Source organism: Ruminococcus sp. YRD2003, assembly GCA_900109435.1.
Taxonomy (GTDB): domain Bacteria; phylum Bacillota; class Clostridia; order Oscillospirales; family Ruminococcaceae; genus Ruminococcus; species Ruminococcus flavefaciens_G.
This window is the reverse complement of the sequence record FNZT01000012.1, coordinates 118,333-136,305: the sequence shown is the minus strand read 5'-3', so window position 1 is coordinate 136,305 and position 17,973 is coordinate 118,333. Positions and strand designations below refer to the sequence as shown.

Annotated in this window: 17 protein-coding genes and 2 tRNA genes; 7 read left to right on the top strand and 12 right to left on the bottom strand. The window is 48.8% G+C overall.

What is annotated here, in order from left to right; all coding sequences use genetic code 11:
- Positions 1-41: 41 nt before the first annotated feature.
- The 7 genes from BMX22_RS11500 (at position 42) to BMX22_RS11470 (ending at position 5,770) form a co-directional block, all read left to right on the top strand.
- A complete protein-coding gene (locus BMX22_RS11500; RefSeq protein WP_074742581.1) occupies positions 42-1,679 on the top strand; it encodes a hypothetical protein in 1,638 nt (545 codons plus the stop codon).
- Complete coding sequence (locus BMX22_RS11495; protein ID WP_074742580.1) at positions 1,676-3,304, top strand: protein kinase domain-containing protein; 1,629 nt, start codon at positions 1,676-1,678, stop codon at positions 3,302-3,304. Before BMX22_RS11500 ends, BMX22_RS11495 begins: the two co-directional genes overlap by 4 nt.
- A 1-nt stretch (position 3,305) precedes the next feature.
- Entirely contained in the window at positions 3,306-4,199 is an 894-nt protein-coding gene (locus BMX22_RS11490; protein WP_074742579.1) for an SEL1-like repeat protein, read from the top strand.
- 10 nt (positions 4,200-4,209) lie between these two features.
- A complete protein-coding gene (locus tag BMX22_RS11485; RefSeq protein WP_081349187.1) occupies positions 4,210-4,878 on the top strand; it encodes a CPBP family intramembrane glutamic endopeptidase in 669 nt (222 codons plus the stop codon).
- Positions 4,879-4,886: 8 nt separating this feature from the next.
- A complete protein-coding gene (locus BMX22_RS11480) occupies positions 4,887-5,438 on the top strand; it encodes a flavodoxin family protein (protein WP_074742578.1) in 552 nt (183 codons plus the stop codon).
- A gap of 147 nt (positions 5,439-5,585) precedes the next feature.
- A tRNA-Met gene (locus tag BMX22_RS11475) sits at positions 5,586-5,662 on the top strand.
- 33 nt (positions 5,663-5,695) lie between these two features.
- A tRNA-Glu gene (locus BMX22_RS11470) sits at positions 5,696-5,770 on the top strand.
- A gap of 148 nt (positions 5,771-5,918) precedes the next feature.
- Here BMX22_RS11470 and xerC read toward each other — a convergent pair.
- From xerC to BMX22_RS11410, 12 genes are all read right to left on the bottom strand, one after another.
- Complete coding sequence (gene xerC, locus BMX22_RS11465; protein WP_074742577.1) at positions 5,919-7,163, bottom strand: site-specific integrase; 1,245 nt, start codon at positions 7,161-7,163, stop codon at positions 5,919-5,921.
- A 126-nt stretch (positions 7,164-7,289) separates the two neighbouring features.
- Positions 7,290-7,484 carry an excisionase family DNA-binding protein gene (locus tag BMX22_RS11460; protein ID WP_074742576.1) on the bottom strand — a complete coding sequence of 65 codons (195 nt, stop codon included), beginning with the start codon at positions 7,482-7,484 and terminating at the stop codon, positions 7,290-7,292.
- An 89-nt stretch (positions 7,485-7,573) separates the two neighbouring features.
- Positions 7,574-8,896, bottom strand: a complete 1,323-nt coding sequence (locus tag BMX22_RS11455; RefSeq protein ID WP_074742575.1) for a relaxase/mobilization nuclease domain-containing protein — start codon at positions 8,894-8,896, stop codon at positions 7,574-7,576.
- On the bottom strand, positions 8,896-9,207 hold the full coding sequence (locus BMX22_RS11450; RefSeq protein ID WP_074742574.1) for a plasmid mobilization protein: 312 nt from the start codon (positions 9,205-9,207) through the stop codon (positions 8,896-8,898). The genes BMX22_RS11455 and BMX22_RS11450 overlap by 1 nt, the downstream gene beginning before the upstream one ends.
- A 298-nt stretch (positions 9,208-9,505) precedes the next feature.
- Positions 9,506-10,636: an AAA family ATPase gene (locus BMX22_RS11445; RefSeq protein ID WP_143055523.1), complete on the bottom strand. Its 1,131-nt coding sequence runs from the start codon at positions 10,634-10,636 to the stop codon at positions 9,506-9,508.
- Between the two features lie 769 nt (positions 10,637-11,405).
- Positions 11,406-12,188: a hypothetical protein gene (locus BMX22_RS11440; RefSeq protein WP_074742572.1), complete on the bottom strand. Its 783-nt coding sequence runs from the start codon at positions 12,186-12,188 to the stop codon at positions 11,406-11,408.
- A 141-nt stretch (positions 12,189-12,329) separates the two neighbouring features.
- Complete coding sequence (locus tag BMX22_RS11435; protein WP_074742571.1) at positions 12,330-13,442, bottom strand: nucleotidyltransferase family protein; 1,113 nt, start codon at positions 13,440-13,442, stop codon at positions 12,330-12,332.
- Positions 13,429-15,150 carry an ABC transporter ATP-binding protein gene (locus BMX22_RS11430; RefSeq protein WP_074742570.1) on the bottom strand — a complete coding sequence of 574 codons (1,722 nt, stop codon included), beginning with the start codon at positions 15,148-15,150 and terminating at the stop codon, positions 13,429-13,431. Before BMX22_RS11430 ends, BMX22_RS11435 begins: the two co-directional genes overlap by 14 nt.
- The gene (locus BMX22_RS11425; RefSeq protein ID WP_074742569.1) at positions 15,147-15,587 is read right to left on the bottom strand and encodes a S24/S26 family peptidase; all 441 of its coding nucleotides are present in this window, start codon (positions 15,585-15,587) and stop codon (positions 15,147-15,149) included. The genes BMX22_RS11430 and BMX22_RS11425 overlap by 4 nt, the downstream gene beginning before the upstream one ends.
- Complete coding sequence (locus BMX22_RS11420; protein ID WP_074742568.1) at positions 15,580-15,840, bottom strand: PqqD family protein; 261 nt, start codon at positions 15,838-15,840, stop codon at positions 15,580-15,582. The genes BMX22_RS11425 and BMX22_RS11420 overlap by 8 nt, the downstream gene beginning before the upstream one ends.
- A gap of 5 nt (positions 15,841-15,845) precedes the next feature.
- On the bottom strand, positions 15,846-16,595 hold the full coding sequence (locus BMX22_RS11415; RefSeq protein WP_074742567.1) for a hypothetical protein: 750 nt from the start codon (positions 16,593-16,595) through the stop codon (positions 15,846-15,848).
- Positions 16,561-17,940, bottom strand: a complete 1,380-nt coding sequence (locus BMX22_RS11410; RefSeq protein WP_074742566.1) for a radical SAM protein — start codon at positions 17,938-17,940, stop codon at positions 16,561-16,563. Before BMX22_RS11410 ends, BMX22_RS11415 begins: the two co-directional genes overlap by 35 nt.
- Positions 17,941-17,973 lie beyond the last annotated feature (33 nt).

Here is a 17,973-nt window from a genome sequence, read left to right as displayed (position 1 = left end):
GCCCCTCCCTTCACAAACCAAGCATTCCCGAGGTGAACAATATGGAACTCACTGTTTACAGACAAGCATCAAAGACCCGTCCCGACGGGACGGTCGTTTATAAGGGCGAGGACGCGCTGCCGTATACGGACGGTCAGCTCGTTATGGTCGCGGACGGTCTCGGCGGAGCTGCCGCCATACGCCACACCTCGATAAAGCCCGGGCTCTTCGACGAGGATAAGCTCCTCGATACTCTGTTCGAGGGCGTGTATGACGACTATTCCGACCCCGTTTTGCAGGACTACGTCAGGCGCTCGTTCTTCGAGCTGCGCGCAGTCAAAGACTGCTACACCGACAACGTCAACAACATCAAGAAAAGCGGCTATTTTGCGTCGCGTATCGTAACAGCTATCGTGCTCAGGGAGTTCCTCTGCAACGAAAAGCTCGCCGCAAAGAACCTGTTTGCGGCTCTCGGGAAGCTCCCCTCGGAGGAGAAGCGCGCCGAGGCTGTTGCCAAGGTAGGCACGCACTTCACCGAAAAGATAGCGGATAAACTCCGTGAAACAGCCAAAAACGCCAACATCTTCTACGAGTCGTCCTACGCGGGGCTCTCGCTGCTCGGCACAACTCTCACCGCCATGCTCTACCGCGAGCTCGGCAGCGAGACCGAAGTCATCCTCCTCACCGCGGGCGATTCGCGCCCCTATGTGTGGACGGAAAAGGGCGGGCTCTGTCAGCTCGTCCGCGACGAAGAGCGCCCCGACGGCGGTATGACCAACTACATCAAAGCCAACGACGGCGAGACATTTACCATAAACAGCAAATATATGAGATTCCCGCGGCAGTGCGTTATATTCGCCGCAAGCGACGGCTGCTTCGATTCGAGTGCTTTCCTCTCCCCTCTCGCTTTCGAGAAGACCATTCTCGAAGCGGCGCGGGATTCGTCATCGCCCGAGGAGATGAGCAAGCGTCTTTACGGCTTCTTCCTCGAACACGGCAGACATGACGACAGCTCCACCATTGCGATGAAGCTCTCGGGATTCTCGGATTTTGACGAGTTCAGACGCGCTGCCGAACGCCGTCTCGCAGAGATAGATAAGCTCTATATCTCGCAGATGCCGCAGCTCCTCGACGAGGACTTCATCGGCGAGTATGAGCGCAGTCTCAATGACGCTCCCGACGAGATGTCTCTGCTTGTATCTTCGCTGAAAACAAATGAAACAGTTCGCTCCTTCTGCGAAGATGCGGTCAGGGACGAAGCCGAGGAGCTCACCAATAACGACACGGGTATCAAAAATGCCGAAGAGCTCCGCCTTTCCGCAAGGAGCGAGGTGCAGAGACGCGCCGCCGACATCGCTGCGGACGAGGACGAGCTCGACGACCTCGACGGAATGGTCGATGCGGTAAAGAGCCTCAGCGCGGCAAAGGAGACCTACGAATCCATGCGCGGGGAGAAGTACGCCGCAAACCTCAGAACGGCAGCCGATAAATACTGGTCGGAGCACGCCCGCGCCATGATAGCAGATATAAAGGACGGCAAGGGCGGATATCCCGATGAATTGACAGCAGAGATAAAGTCCGCTGCGGATGCGCTCAGCAAGAAGCTCGCAAGCCTCGGCAGCTCAGCCGAGAAGCAGAAGGCTCTCTTCGACAGCTATAATGCCGCTTACACTAAATATATCGGAGGTGAACAGGCATGAGATTCCACGGATATGAACTCGTGACCGACTGGAAAAACAGCCAGTGCGGTCAGACTGCCACTGCTACAAGAACAGGCAAGAAATACTTCCTGAAAAAGTATCAGACGCCCGTTGCGCCCATAAACAACGGCACTCTCGATGCCAAGACCTTCAAGCACAACGAGAAGCTGTTCAACGACTTCGTCGACACCCGCAAGCGCGTCAATCAGGCGATACGCACGATAGCGGGCTCGGGCGGAAATATCGTCATCCCCTGCGATGAGTTCATCGAGGGCAACCAGTACGTCGAGGCGGCTGAGTTCGTCAACGGCGCTATCGACGACGACGAGACAGAAGGCGTCCTCGCGAGCCTCTCCGTCGACGTAAAGAAGCTTCTCATGCAGACCGCCGCGGGAGCTCTGTTCAGCGTCCACAGCAAGGGCATTATCCACAGCGACCTCAAACTCAAAAACGTGCTGCTCGTGCGCAATACTACGGGAAATTACGTCGCCAAGCTCATCGACTTCGACAGCAGCTACTTCGTAGACGAGAAGCCCGACGAGATAGTCGGCACGATAGACTACTACTCCCCCGAGCTCGGCGAGTACGCCGACAGCGAGGACGACCGCGAGGAGATAGGCAAGAAAATAACCGAAAAATCGGACATTTTCTCGCTCGGGCTCATATTCCACTTCTATCTCGCGGGAGCTCTCCCCGAGCCGATAAACCTCACGGACAAGCTCAAAAAGCGTCAGGAAAAGGGCAAGGTCATCTACTGCTGGATAGCTCTCAACAGCGGCTGCGAGCTGAAACTCAGCCCGCTGATAAAGAGCCCGAAGTATACCTCGCTGATACGCGATATGCTGCAAAAAGACCCCGAACTGCGCCCCTCTGCATCAGATGTGCTCAAGCGCCTGCGTGAGGCTGAGCCCGTCATCGAGGAACCGTGGCCCGAGCACAGCATCGTCCTCGACAGGGACAAACTCGAGGCTGCCGATATCGCGGGACTGAAAAAAGTCACCGCCGACGGCGAAAAGGCGTACGAGCTCATATACTTCGACGGCACCAGAAAGCCCGCCTCCAAGGACGAGCTCTACGCTATGGGGCTGCTCAAGATAACCGCTCCCAAGGGCTTCTGTACACCGTGGGACGAGCACGGTCTCGTGTTCGACATCGACAAGATAAAGAGCCGCGGCTTCATCTCCTGCGAGCAGAAGATAATGGCGGGCATCAAGGGCTATCAGTTCTACCGCAGCGACTCTAACTCCATGTTCTTCAAGCCCGAAACTCTCCTCGCGATGAAGTACGCGAACAAATCGGACGGCTCCCCTGCCCCTGCGGCGGAGGCTCCCGCAAGCACGCCTGCTCCGACAATGACGGAGGTCAAGGCTCCCGAGGCGGTGGCTCCTGCTGAGGCTCCCGCACCCGTTGAGGCGGCTCCCGCGCCCGCTGCTGCATTCGCAGAGGCGTGGGACGAGCACGGTATTGCCTTCGACGCGGACGGCATCAGGGCAAAGGGCTTCGTGCGCTCCGAGAGAGCAGAGCTCGGCGGAGTGAAAGGCTACAACTTCTACACAGCCGACGGTGCGTGCAGATTCATACGCGCGGAAATGGCTGTGATACAGAAACTCGCAAAGAAGGTATAAGATGAGCTGGATATGTCCGATGTGCTCTACGTCGAACGACGACAGCACGGAGACGTGCATGGTCTGCGACGCGGTGAGGGACATGAAATTCACCGCGGAGGCATCTCCCGAACAGCAGTACAGGAACGGGCTCGCTGCACGCGAATCGGGCGATGAGTCGCTCGCTTTGCAGTGCTTCCTCGCCGCGGCGGAAAAGGGCTACGCGCCCGCGGAAAATGAGTACGCGAGCTGCCTGTACAGCGGCAAGGGCGTCGAACGTGACCTCCGCACCGCCTTCGAGTATTTCGGGCGGGCTGCCTCGCGCGGATACTCAAAGGCGCAGTACAACCTCGCCTGCTGCTTCCTCTACGGACACGGCACGGAGGTCAACAACGACATGGCGGTGAAGTACCTGTCCATGGCTTCCGCAAGAGGTCACGCGCAGGCGAAGTACCTCCTCGGAACGTGCTACTACTACGGCAAGGGCGTCGAGCAGAACTACTTCACAGCATTCAGCTTTTACTCGGCAGCGGCTTCGCTGGGAGTCGCTGCGGCACAGTACAACATGGGCTTCTGCTGCGAGAACGGTATCGGCACAAAGCGCGATTTCTCGCAGGCTTACGACTGCTACTCCCTCGCCGCCGCAAAGGGACACGCTGCCGCGCTCAACGCTATGGGCAACTGCTGCTTCTACGGCACGGGCACAGAAAAGGACGTGGACAAAGCAGCTGTTTACTACCGCAGTGCGGCGAACAAGGGATTTGCCTCCGCGCAGTATAACCTTGGGGTCTGCTACGAAAAGGGCTACGGCGTGGAGATGAACATTTCTACCGCAAAATCATGGTACAAGCACGCCGCAGACGGTGGTAATCAGGGAGCGGCGGAGGCTCTGAAACGACTCTCGCGAATGACATAAAGGAGGAAAAATGTCCAAAACTAAAAATATCGCCGCACTTATAATAAGCTTTTTGGCAAGTATCGCTATACTTTTCGGTGTTTATTTATTCGATAATTATCTGTTGATGTCGTTCCCGCTGACAGCACGTATGGTCCTGGCGATAGTGACCTACTGGCTGATTGCGGCAGTATCGGCTGCGGCACTGCTGTTCTGCGGTCACAAGCTCTCAGACTACGGCTGCACTAAGGAAAAGCTCCCCGCGCAAATAGGCACGGGGGTCGCGCTCGGAGCGGCAATGTCACTCGTGCTTACCGTAATACCGCACCTTGCAGGCTTCGGAGGTTACGTCAGCAGCGACAAGCAATACACCCATTTGTGGCAGTTTATCTACGAATTTGTATTCTGTATCATCGCCGTCGGTCTCGTCGAGGAACTCGTTTTCCGCGGCACCATCTACGAATATGCAAAGCGCATCTTTGGCAGCGATATCGGCGCGGTCATCCTGTCCTCGCTGCTGTTCGGAGCCTTCCACATCCTCAGAGGAAACATCGCTCAGCTATTCGTTACCGCATTCATCGGAGCGCTTTTCTGCCTGTTCCGCCTGAAAATCAAGAACTGCTCGCTCCTGTCACTGATCATCGCTCACGGCATATATGACGCTCTAATCGTCGTGTGGACATTCGTTTTTGGAAAGTGAGGTATACAATGAAAGCACTTGTGATGAACTGCTCGCCCGTCAGAGACGGCGCAACCGCCGAAATAGCACGCATTGCCGCAAAACAGCTCGCGGGAGACTTCGACGTTAAGTCCGTCTGTATCGACGACTACAGCTTCGCCTTCTGCAAGGGCTGTCGGAGCTGCCATAACACCGCGAAATGCGTAATGACCGACGATATCCCACGCATTATAGCCGAATTCGAGCGAGCGGACGTTATAGTTGCTGTGTCTCCCTCATACTGGGCGGATATCCCCGGACAGTTCAAAGCTTTCATCGACAGATGTACTCCGTGGTGTAATACCCACGAGCCGCACGCCTCGATAAGCCGCGGAAAGAAGGGCTTCGTCATCGCGCAGCGCACAGGTCCAAGCATGAAGGAGTGCGAGAGGGTCATCGGCTCCGTCGAGCACTTCTACGGTCACCTCGAAATCGAGTGCTGCGGTCATCTTGGACTGTGCTCCGTCGAACGAAAAGACGATGTGCTTCCGCACACAGACGAAATTGCAGAGTTCTGCCGCGGCATCTCTGCATCGCTCTGACATCGTGCATTTGTCACATTTGCCGTGCTTGTCCAAACCTGCATTTGGCTGATTTGACGAAAATGACTCCTCGATAATTTTTTTCTTGACTTTTCGCACACATTATAGTATAATAAATTAGTCGCAGGTTTTTCCTGCGACCTGCATGGCGGCATAGCTCAGTTGGCTAGAGTACTCGGTTCATACCCGATTGGTCGTTGGTTCGAATCCTACTGCCGCTACCAAAAAAGCGTTATCTCTTCGATAACGCTTTTATCGGCCCGTTGGTCAAGAGGTTAAGACATCGCCCTTTCACGGCGGAATCATGGGTTCAATTCCCGTACGGGTCACCATTTCACAATCCCACAGATGGCTTAAAATAGCCGTTTGTGGGTTTTCTTTTTTCTTAAAAATAGCATTTGGCACTTATTTGGCACTTATTATCTTTTAACTATTAATCTGAGTATCCGCAGAGCTTTCGCTCTGCGGTACTTTTTATGCTCACAATGCCAGTGCCTGCTGCTCAGTCTCGACTTCGGTTTCGTCCTCGTCAGGACTTTCTTTCTCTGTACCGATTTCGTTGGTGAAGCTCAGGGCATTGCTTATCGCATCGCAGTTGCGAGCCTTCGCCTCCTGAAACATATGAGAGTACAAGTTCAGAGTTGTTCCTACGACGCTGTGTCCCATATCCGCTGAGACTGCCACTACGTCCACGCCCTCGAATATGAGCAAGCTCGCGTGTAAATGACGGAGTGAGTGTATATTTTTGAAGGGCACTCCGATGCGCTCGCAGTAGCCTTTCAGCCACTCAAACGGCGTCTGCGGATTCATAGGCTCGCCGTTCCACTTCGTGAACAGTCTGTCGTGATCCTCCCACTTCGTACCGAGCTGCTCAGCTTCTGCACCCTGTTCCGCCTTGAACTGTTTGAGCAAATTCATTATAGAAACAGGCATTTTGGAGACTCGCTTCGACTTCCTCGTTTTCGTGGTATCGGTATAAATGCCCTTTTCAGCGGTATACTGTGATGTGCGGCGGACATGGATAATGTTGTGTTCAAAGTCGATGTCCTTCCACTCCAAGCCGAGCATTTCACTGCGGCGGTATCCGCTGTATATTGCAAGCAACAGGTAGACCTGATACTTCAGCGGCTCATTTCTCAGGCTCTCATACAGCTTCTTCACCTCGTCTAAGGTGTAGATCTCCTTTTCGTCCTGTTCCTGTTTCGGAATGTACACTCGCCTGCAAGGGTTGTCCGTCAGCATTCCCATGCGTATCGCATAGCTGAACACGTCGCTGATGAAGCTCAGGTGATGCACTGCCGTTTTCCTCGACAGCGGCTTACCCGTGTTCATATTCTTGCCGTTGACAAGCATATCGGTTACGAACTTCTGAATATCCCGAGCCGTTATCTTGTCGAGCCGCTTGTGACCTATGGCAGGATAGACACGTTTTGTGAGCTGTTTCATTCGTGCGTATGAGGTCGGTCTAAGGTTAACTTTGGCATATTCCTCAAACCACTGCTCTGCGAATTTCTCGAACTTGACAGCCGAGGTTATCTGTCCCCTCTTGCATTCTTCCTCGAACAGGACAGCCTGTCGAGTGAGTTCCTTTTCGATTTGCTTCGGTGTCATACCTGGCTCAGGCTTGTAGCTCTTGAACTGATTTCGCTGCTTGCCGTCTACACCATAGCCGCATGACACTCTTATCTGGTATGTTCCCTCGGAACGCTTTCTGATTGTCGCCATATATTTAAAAACCTCCGTTTCAAAACTATGGCGCATTTCCTCCACCGACATTATACCACAGGTCTGCGGAAATGTCTATCGGAAATGCGCCGTTCGTGTCAAGAATTTACTTTACTGATGAATCGCTCACGCCGTTTCTCCACGGAGGTATCTGAGGAAAAGGTCTCTGTTGATGAGATACTTTTTTCCCGCCATTATGTGCGGTACTTGATTGTTAATGCACATCTGACGTACTCTATATTCGGTCAGCCCTTCCACAAGAGCTGCCGCCTCCTTTATGGTCAGCATTACGATTTTGGTTTCTGTTTTGTTTTCAGCCATTCGATCATACTCCTTCTATTTGTCTTGTTCATGTTTCCTATGAGATTTACATTGTTCATTTTTAAAAGTCCTTTCGTATTAGATTTGGGTTATCCCATGTGTATTCCAAGCTCTTCCTTTTTACGGAGCTCCTTTGCGAGAGACTTTCGGTCAACGTGCTCCCGAGCGTACTCGGTATCGTCGGCAGGCTCGTCCTCAATTATCGAAGCCACAGCAGCAATGCCGCCGACAATATCATATGCAGCGCTTCTATTATCGCCACTACTGTGAGTAGTTCGAAGCCGCGTTTCCTGTTCTGCTCGTCGGAGCATTTCAGCTGTGATAAGGTCTGCTCGTTCAGCTTCCCAGCCTGTAATGACAGGTTCACCGCCGCCTGATCCAGCTTCGATACCTCTGCCGTCACGTTCTGCGACGTCAGCTCCCGTATCTTCTCTGCGCTCTCCAGCACCTGATCGAATATCACTTTCTGATTCCGCAGGTGCTGTTTCATCTGCTCGTATGTCATAGTCTCGTCGGCTCTCGCCTTCGTTTCTATAGCCAGATCCGTCAGCAATGTCAGCTGTGATATCACCGCCTGCCAGTTGCTGTCGGGGACGCAGACCATAGTCGGTATGTCCTGTGCCTCCCGCATATTCTGCTTGGAGGCTGCTCTCATTTCTTCGTATTTCGAACTCATACTCCATGTTCTCCTTTCTGTATTTTGCTTCGTGAAGCTTATTGTCACGGCAGCGTCTGCCGTTGGGACAGGTGTATGTGATGTACTTTCGACTGTCTTCCCATTTCACATCGTAGCCGTACTGCTTCATGTAGAAGCGGAATTGTTTCTTCGACTTTGCTCTTTTCATGACTGCGTCAATGGTATTGATGAGATCCATTTTCCAGCTCTCTCTGCGCATTGCACTCCTGTACTCACCTGTGGTCACACCGTGAGTCTGCTTCCCGAGCTCGGGCTGCTTGAGTGTTGTCACTCCGTACTTCTGACAAATTTCATCGCTGAGCTGCCGCAGGTCTTGAAGTGTAAACTTGTTGGAGTGGTACTTCAAACCCGTGTCGGCGTTGACTGCGTTCAGTATAAAATGTGAATGCACATGGTCAGCATCGAGGTGAGTTGCCACCACAACCTCATGACCTTTGAAGGCTCGCTCTGCAAAATCAACTGCTATTTTATGAGCAAGTGCAGGGTCAATATCATAGCCGCTCGGGTGAGACTGGACGAAATGATAGTAACGAATGCCGCCAGTCTTGTTGTACATCTCCCTTGTATTTTTGAATTCCTGATACGCTGTGGGCAGCGAACAGTTAAGAGCTGTCACGAACTTTTTGTTCTCCGTCTTATCGTCGCGGCAGATGTACTCGAGGCTTCTTTTGCCACCGCCGCCGTGCTTGGTGCTTATAGCTGTGACTGTTGCCACTATTTCACCTCCCGAAGCAGCTGACCTATCATCTCCGTGACCTTCCTGTGCTCATCGAGTAGCGGTTGAAAGTTCACGGCGGTCAGCCTGTCCATGTTGGCAAGCGTAGCTATCTGATTGAGGTTGCGCCCGATAGCTTTCTGCTGCTTGACTATCTCGTCGATTCCATTGGCGACTACGATTTTCTTGCCAAGAGCGCACCTCATAACAAAGTCGTTCAACTTCAAGCCGTGTCTCTCGGCGAGTTCATGGATACGTCTGCTTTCTTCATCTGTACAGCGTATCGCTATTGTCGTGTTTCGTTTTCTCATGTCTCTACCTCCTTTTTTCTTATGCCAATTGAAGTGGGTTCGGGCTTCTGCCCGACAAGCAAGGCGGCAGGCGGAATGCCAGCTGCTATGCTTGCCTTCCCAGAAGGGAAGATTTTTCTCGGGTACAGCCGCTTTTCTTCTCTGTCGATAGTATCTGTGCAGTATCGTCACATTCGCTCCACTTTGCGCCACAATCGCTTCTGTGGGTGCAGGTGGGATACCTGTCCGCTTTTGGTATCGGCGGCAAAAATGGTGCGTTTTGTGCGTGATTTTACCGTCACCCGAGAGCATTATGCCGTCACCCTGAACCGCAAATGCCGTCACCCGTATTTTTACCGTCACCCGCATCAAACAAAGGTAAATAAACGTTTTCAGAACTTCGGGTGCCAGCATGGTCTGCAATTTCTACACACAGCAGGCTTCCGTTTTTACTGTCACCCGACTGGTCGTAAACAAGCTCCAGAATTCGTGCACCGTGACTTCTGCGAGCTGTGAACAGCACTCCATAAGTTTTGAGTTCATTCATATGCTGAACAAGATTTCTCGTTATCCAGTTTGGAGCATACTCACGACCGAAGTGTTTGTACATCATCTTGCAGAGTTCAGTTGCAGAACCAGTGAATCGTTTCTCATCTACCATCAAGTCATGTATGGCGAAAGAAAAAAGGTCTGGCTGACGCTCAGGCACATCGTCAACCACATTCCACCTGTGATTTGCAAACTCCAAACTCAATTCGAGGTGTTCAATGTCACGACCTGCGCAGTGCAGCTTTGCTTTACCGCTGCCGCGACGCTCTTCGATCATAACCATGATACCGTCAACGCTGCCTATGATTCCAGTCGAGCCCGACACCATATTGAACGGGTCGCTGTCATAACATTTGCGTGTATGATGCACGACAAGTATCGCAACTCTCAGCTTGTCCGCGAGTGCTTTCAGCACAGAGAGCTCCTTGTAGTCAGAGCCGTAATTGACATCGGTACTGCACCGAACCTTTTGCAGAGTGTCGATGACAATCACTTTCAGATTTGGAAGCTCCTGTTTACTCTTTTCAAGTTCTTCCTCAAGACCATTGCCGATAGATTTCGCTTCGATTGCGAAGTTCAAGTTCTCACAGGGTTCGTCTGTGAGTTCGTATATCCTGTTCTGCAAGCGCAGGAGGTTGTCCTCGAGACTCAGATACAATACCTGACCTGTATTCGTATCATGCTTGAGGAACTGCTCGCCGTTAGCAACTGACATACACATATCAAGTGCCAACCATGACTTTCCTATCTTCGGAGCACCTGCAAGGATATACAGTCCCGGATACATCATTTTGTAGATGATGTATTCCTGTTTTTCCAGCGGAGTTGTCATAATGTACTCGCTGTTGTAGATCGTTAATTTGTTTCCTATAAAACCATCTCCTTCTTTTTTCTTGGACACAGCCGACAGCTTTTTTCGTTATGGGCAACTGCTCGATTGAAAAATTTGTAAGGGCTGTGTCGGGCGGATATTTGCTCTCCCAAGTGAAAAAATGTGGGAGCAGTATCCTTTTTGCAATTTGAACTGTTTTTGGCACATAGTCAGACACATCACGAATGGGTCAGTACAAAAGTGCGCGACACATCACGGACCTGCTGCGACTTCACAGTGGTATCCGCCGCACTCCTGCCTGACCGAATCAGAAGCCGCCCGACTGCACATCGGACTCATAGGCAGCTTAAATGCTCGGCTGCCCTGGCACACTCCCATTGCCTGCGACGGTTTTATCACGCTCGGACTGTGGCTGAGTGTAAGTATCCGTTCCCGACTTTCATCGCTTATTCACACCTGCGCTGTGTGAAACCGAAGATGTTACCGCTCGGCTTTCGCGTCATCGCGCATCTTCGGGCTGGTACGGCTCACCACCTCACCATCGGAAACAACGTAACTCCTGATCCCATATTCAATTGTCAAGTTACTGTTTGAATTTTACTTGTTCATTTCAGGTCACCCCTTTGTATCATTCACTCGTAATATGTTATATCGCATATCATATTACACAATTTAGAGAAGAATGAGCAGCGTTACTAATTGAACTCTGCTCTGCTTTACATTAACCGTAATTGCATATCCAATATATGCTATTACTTGTTCCCGGTTATATTATAACACACTATTTTTATTTGTCAAGGCCTCCTCAAAAAATTTTTGAAACAAAAAGAGCAAAGCGTCAATGCTTTGCTCGGGACTTGTACACGTTATATTGATTTCGACAGCGAGCTGAACAGAACTCGCTGCGTATGTCGGCTGCGTAGAACAACTTTCCACAGTGCTTGCAGGTGCGGAGCGGCTTCTTATCGTCGGTTACTGCTTTTGCGAAGGCGAGATCAATCATCGCCTTGAGCGAATCGTACTCGCACAGCAGATTCAGACCGTTCCTGTCATCTATCTTGTAGGTCAGGCGAGGAGGTATGAACTCCGTCAGCTTTGATTCTTTGCCTATAATGAAGCTGTACAGATACTTGAAGTATTTCTTCACCCATTCAAGCGGCTCACAATATCTATACTTCCGCAGGAACATCGTCGAGTATATCGGGCTGCGGTAGTAGAGCCTCAGCTTGCCTTTCTGGTTGGATTTAGCCAGTATGTCGATGTTATCGAGAGGAAATAATGTCTTTGCGAACTCATTTACATCAGCTATACCGCTGTCAGTGAAGATATTGTCGCGGACAATAACTCGCTCATTTTTACCTATATCCGAGCCTGCGATGTCAGGCATTATACCCAGCAGACCGTATTTGTGAACAAAATCAAGAACCATTTCATTCTGTCCGAGGTCGTTCTCGGTCAGGTACTTGCCGAGGTTCAAAGCGTCAGTCATCATTCCATTTTCACTCTTTATCGGATCGTACACCGATCCATATTCGCATGGAACGATGTACTCCGTGCCGTCTATGCTCTGTATTTCGTATCTTGTATTCTTATGCCAATGGCTTACTAATAGCTGGTCCATACGCTTCTCCTTGTAATTGCATTGATACATACTTATATTACTAGCTAATCATAGTCTAACACACTATTCTTTGTTTGTCAAGTCCTGATGAATATAAAAAGGCGCTGCTACAAACAGCGCCTTATACCATTATTATGCGTATTATTGTTTCCCAAGCTGTTTGAACTCGTTGCCGACTTTTTTCCTGTTGACAGTTGCACCACGGAAGAAACGGTACAAATATGCCGCGGGTATAAGCAGCTTACTCTTTTTGACCCACGGAACAGAGCCTTCAAGGAAGCTAATCGGCGGGAAGAATCGATATAATAAGTATCTTAGCTTAGAACCGTTTCCGCGATTCTTTACTCCGTTTTTAACTAAATTATCTATATTGCCATATGTTTCTGACATAACATAATAGTCAAGTAGTTTTTTATCTTCAAATGAAAGCGGCTGCATTGAAAATACTCTTATTGCAAGCTCGCGGTTATTACGCTCAAAGTCCGCAATACCAAGTTTATCAAGTTCTGCGTTAAGATAATCCCAGTCGAGGGAGTCTTTGAATTTTCGTAGGAATATATAAGTATCCACAAGTGAGCGAACACCTGTACCGCCACCTGAGAAATGCTTGTATTCGTGTGCCATCATGAACAGGAAGAAGTCCTCATGACTGAAATGATAGCCATAATCACAGCCGTCATCGTGGATAAGCCTGTTTTTTACGTCTTTGAAATAAGGATATAGATTTCCGATGTGAGTGGGATTGAAAAGTCCGCTGTGCATCTCGAAATTGAGTACAGGCTTTTTGAAATAAACATCGTGATTACCTTTACCGAAATGCTCACATATATACCCTTTATCAAGAAAAATATCGCGTACCTCAGCCATTTTGTCGCTGTCAACGAGAATGTCATTGTCCGCCATCTGTCTCATACCGAGCTTTGGATACCAGTCATGGAGCAGAGAGCCTTTCAGCGGCATATACCATATCTTCTCGGCTTCGAGCTTACGAAGTATCGTTCTCCGCTCGGCATCAAGGAGGATATTCTTGCGGATAGCCTTTTCCTTTGCCTGTGTGAAGTCATTATCCTTAACGCCTGCCGATTCAAGAGCATAAGCAACGCAGGCTGTAAGAATATGCTTCTGGCAGACCTCAAACAGCTTCGGCAGATCTAGGCTGTCAATACGCTCCTGTTTCGGCTTTTTATTATTTATCGCACAAGCGGTAAGATATATCATATCCGCAGCGTTCTTACGAAATTCACTTTTCTCCATTCTCTATCACTCCGTTTTCAGTAAAATGCATTATCCTGTCGCAGATGTCGAGCGCAGCAGGACGGTGAGTAACAATAACAACGGTCTTGTCGGTCATATTTTTGAGGTTTTCAAGAACCTTTTGCTCGGTAGCCTCATCAAGAGCGCTTGTAGCTTCGTCAAGAAGCAGTATCGGACATTTCGAGAATATAGCCCTTGCAATAGCTATTCTCTGCATCTGTCCCTCGGAAAGACCTGTTCCGCGCTCACCGAGGAGAGTATCAACTCCGTCGTCAAGCTCACTTACAAACTCGTCTGCACAGGCTATTTTCAGTGCTTCATTTATACGTTCATCATTGTTAAGTTCGGACTTATCGGCAAAGCACACGACCTCGCGTATAGTTCCGCTCATAAGCTGATTGCCCTGCGGAACATATGCAAAAAGTCGGTGGAATTTCGCGGAGAGCTCTTCGGTATTACCGCTTTTATCGGTTATGTAACGTCTGCCGCCGTCGAGCTTGTAAATGCACATCAGCAGCTTCAGTACGGTGCTTTTACCGCAGCCGCTGTGACCTGTAAACGCGACATACTGTCCCTTTCCAATTTCTACGCTGATGTCTTTCAGCACAACTGGCATTGTATCCTTGCTGAGCAGACGAACGCTGTCGCCGGACGGATAATAGGCAAATTCGGCGCTATCAAGTCCCATAGACTTGAAGCTGCTACGGTAATAGTCAAGAGTTTCGTCAATATCCATAGGCTTAACATCGCTGTCATTCTCGAAATCCTCGATTTCCATAAGGCGTTCCGCACTTGCAGTCATAGCGTAGAACTTCGGCAGATAGCCCGTAATATTGGCAAACGGAGACTGTATCTGCGAGATGAGCTGAGTGATCGCTGTGAGCGTGCCGTAGCTGATAGCGCCCGTGAGAATGCCATAGCCGCAGTAGATAACTCCGCCGACATACATTCCCTGCATACCGGTCTGGAAGCCGATATTGCAGAAATTTGAGAATCGGACGCGCTTCATTCGCGTATCCTTATGGTCGCACATCTTGTCAAGAGCCTCGGCTTCGGTCTGCTTTTCAGCTGCAAAGGAGCGTATCATCATCATGCTTCCGAGACGTTCCTGCAAGTAAACACGGAGTTTACCGTCGCGTTCCTGAATGTTCTTGTGGAGTTTTTTCAACACCTTGCGGAAGCCGTATGTGGCGAAAAACAGGACTATACCAACTGGCAGCAGCACAAGTGCAAAGCGGTAATCGAGGACAATCATCATCACCATTGCGCTGACCATTTTCACTATCATTCCTGCAAGTCCCGGCATAATTTCAACGCTGTTCTGAGCAACAACAACCGTATCATTCGTCAGACGATTCAGCCACTCTCCTGAGTGGACTGCGGTGACAGTTCCGAAGTCTTTGGTGAGGATATTGTTAAGCAGTCGCTGCTTGAAAAGGTTTTCAAGAGATGCTCTTGATAATTCCTCAAGCCAGCGAATTATCGCCCTCATTGCTACCTGTGCCAGAACGAGCAGAATGATGTACAGGACGTTCAGCTTGAAGCCGCTCCTGTCACCGCCAACTGCGTTGTCAACGATATTTCTGAGCAAAAGAGCGTAAAGAACTCCGCTGCCGCCGTGGAGCGCCTGCACTATCATCAGCCATAGGATATTCCACTTTTTTCTGCCCGTGACCGAATAGAGCCATTTTACTGCGTTATTTTTCATCGTTTTAGTCTTCTTTTGAGCCATTTTGGAAAAGCCTTTGCTTTTAGAAAAAGTTCTCGAACAGGGAAAAAGTCGCACCATAAGTGAACATATAGCCTGTACTTCCAGTCGTTCACAGAAATTTCCTTACCGTTGCGGACAACCGCAGTAAGTACGCCGATTATGTGCCTGTCACGGATACCATACTCCTTGACCCAGCGGTTATCTCCGCAGATAACGTAATCTTTTTTGCGGACTTTGAGAATACGATGAAGCACATACTGTCCGCTGTCTCGCTTGTAAAGCGGAACATCGTACTTTTTCAGTCTGCCATGAACAGGCTTGATAATGAGCAAGTCCCTGTTCTGTTTAATGAGCGGCATCATGCTGTCGCCCTTGTTTGTATAGATGAGCTTGCCGTTTTTTGCAAGCTGTTCCTCAAAAGTCGATTTAGTCATCTATCGCTCCGATTTTTCTGAGCTGGTCTACTACCTTCTTTACATCGCGCTCCATAGCATCTTTCGGACCATCGTACTTCTTCTGCATTTTAGCGACTATCTCAGCCTCTGTGGTATCCGTTTCAAGGCAGCTTATAATAAATCCTGCTGTCTCATTGCTGCGTACAAGTCCTGAGAACTTGCTTGCTCCTGTGGAAACGAGCAGCTTCTGATCACCATCGTCATGTGTTAAAAATGCTTTATTGAGTTTCATAATGATTATCCTTTCATTCCGTTATATGCGACTTCTGCCGCTTCAATATCCATATTGCAGGCGAGCTTGTATAGTTCAACATTTTCTGCCAGCTTGTCAACAAGTTTTAAAGTTTTAGCCATTTGCAGAGGATCCTGCGGACGGTAGACCTGCTGCAAAAGCATTGCGTAGGCTTCTGATTTATCAATGCGAACGATACTGTTTTTCTCGCCGCGGGTAATTATACATATAGCTTTTAAAGGCACCGACATATTACAGCCGAGGTGATGTTTTCCGTTGTAAGGGGTACCATAAGCAATAACTCCATTGTCTGTGATTTTCAGCATGGGTTTATCATCATTGACCATTACTGCCTTATCACCGAGATATTCCCGCCACAGAGCCGTATGCGTGGACTTTCCTGTGCCCGATTTAGCAGTGAACAGGAATCCATGTCCGTCAACTGCGATAATCGAACCGTGGAATATTACCGTATCATAGTTCGGCATTTTTTCTCCGATTTTCCGATAAACTGCTGTTTCCTCAAGAGTACCTTGCGAGAAATTTGGCAATGTCTTTCCCTCATAAGCATACTCAGAATCGGACTTTTCTTTCTCCTTGATTATATCTTCCGGAGTGGTACATACTGAAAAATCAGCCGGCTCGTTCGTGAGATAGTCCTTGCAATATTCATGGACTTTTTCGTATATTGAGGTCACTTCAATGACCGTATCAGCCATTTTATAATTCTTCGTCATCATCTTCTGCTTCTGCATTCACTCCCTTTAACAGATTATGCATATCATGTTCCGTTTTCAGGCAATGATATTCATAACATTTCTCAAACCACCCAGGGCAACCGTTTTTATAGAAGGGCGTACACTCAGGCAAGAACGGACATTTAGCGCACTTTTCATCGACTTTTGCAGGCTGATTCAGTTCATCGAATTTCGCTTTATCAGTTACTCCGTCAAAAATATTGCCCCAACTCTGCGCTTCGGGAAGATGCTCACAGTTATTAAAAACACCGTCAGGTGTTATGACGATGCAGTTATCGACGTTGTCTGCCATACAATAATTCGTCCTTATTCTGAATGTCTGATGCTCGCCATTTGTGCTTTTAGGTATATCCAGTTCATTTTGCAGATCAGTGAGTTTGAATATCTCCTGATAAAGATCAATGCAGTGCTCTCCGTGCTGCTCTTGAAACAGCGGTGCAATATATAAATATATATTCTCCATATCATCGAACTCTTTTTCTATATCCTGCAAGAATTCGGAAATGTGCTCAATATTATTCAAATCAACATTAACACGAAGGTTAACCTTTATACCCTCATCAGCGAGATAGTGTATTGCTTTCATAACAACGTCGTAGTTGTGTTTTTCAGGGTTATAGTAGTTCTTTCGCAGAGTATAGTCCTCTTTAGCGCCGTCAAGTGATACCTGCACCTTTTCCAAATGCCATAGTTCTTTCGCTTCGTTTGCGAGTTCTTTCGTCATCAAACTTGCATTCGTTGTCATAGTGGACCTATAAGGGATACCTTTTTCATACAACGCTTTGCATATATGACGTATTATATTTAAGCCCGCAAGGGGTTCGCCTCCGAACCATTTCAATTTGACAGTATCATTATATCTTGTTTTTGAAATAAAGTCAACAAGCCGGTCTGCCGTTTCCGTAGTCATCGTTTTAACAGCATATCCTTCTTCGTAGCAGTAAATACATCTTGCATTGCAGCCTGTTGTTGGAAAGATAGTATAGCTTCTTAAGCCTTTTTTATTACCTGCCATAGTTTTGAGAAGAAACACTGTTTCTTGATACTGCTTAATTTCATCATAATCCATCTCAACTATATATCGTGACATTGCAAGCTGCTCTATTACGTTTTTAACTATATAATCATAACTGACGGGCATAATCTTAATTTTCTGAACGGCGTTCCATTCCTGTTCAGTAAGTTCAATAACCTCAAAAGTAAGTGTATTTTGTATTAGATATCTACCCTTTTCAGAATAAAGATATGTGTATATAGAGAGGCGATATTCCGCCTCATCGTTCAACTTTTTCTTGTTTATTATCTTGGTGACTCTGCTGTCACCGTTTTTTATTATATTCATACTTCACCTTTTACATAATAGCGTTAAGGCTGT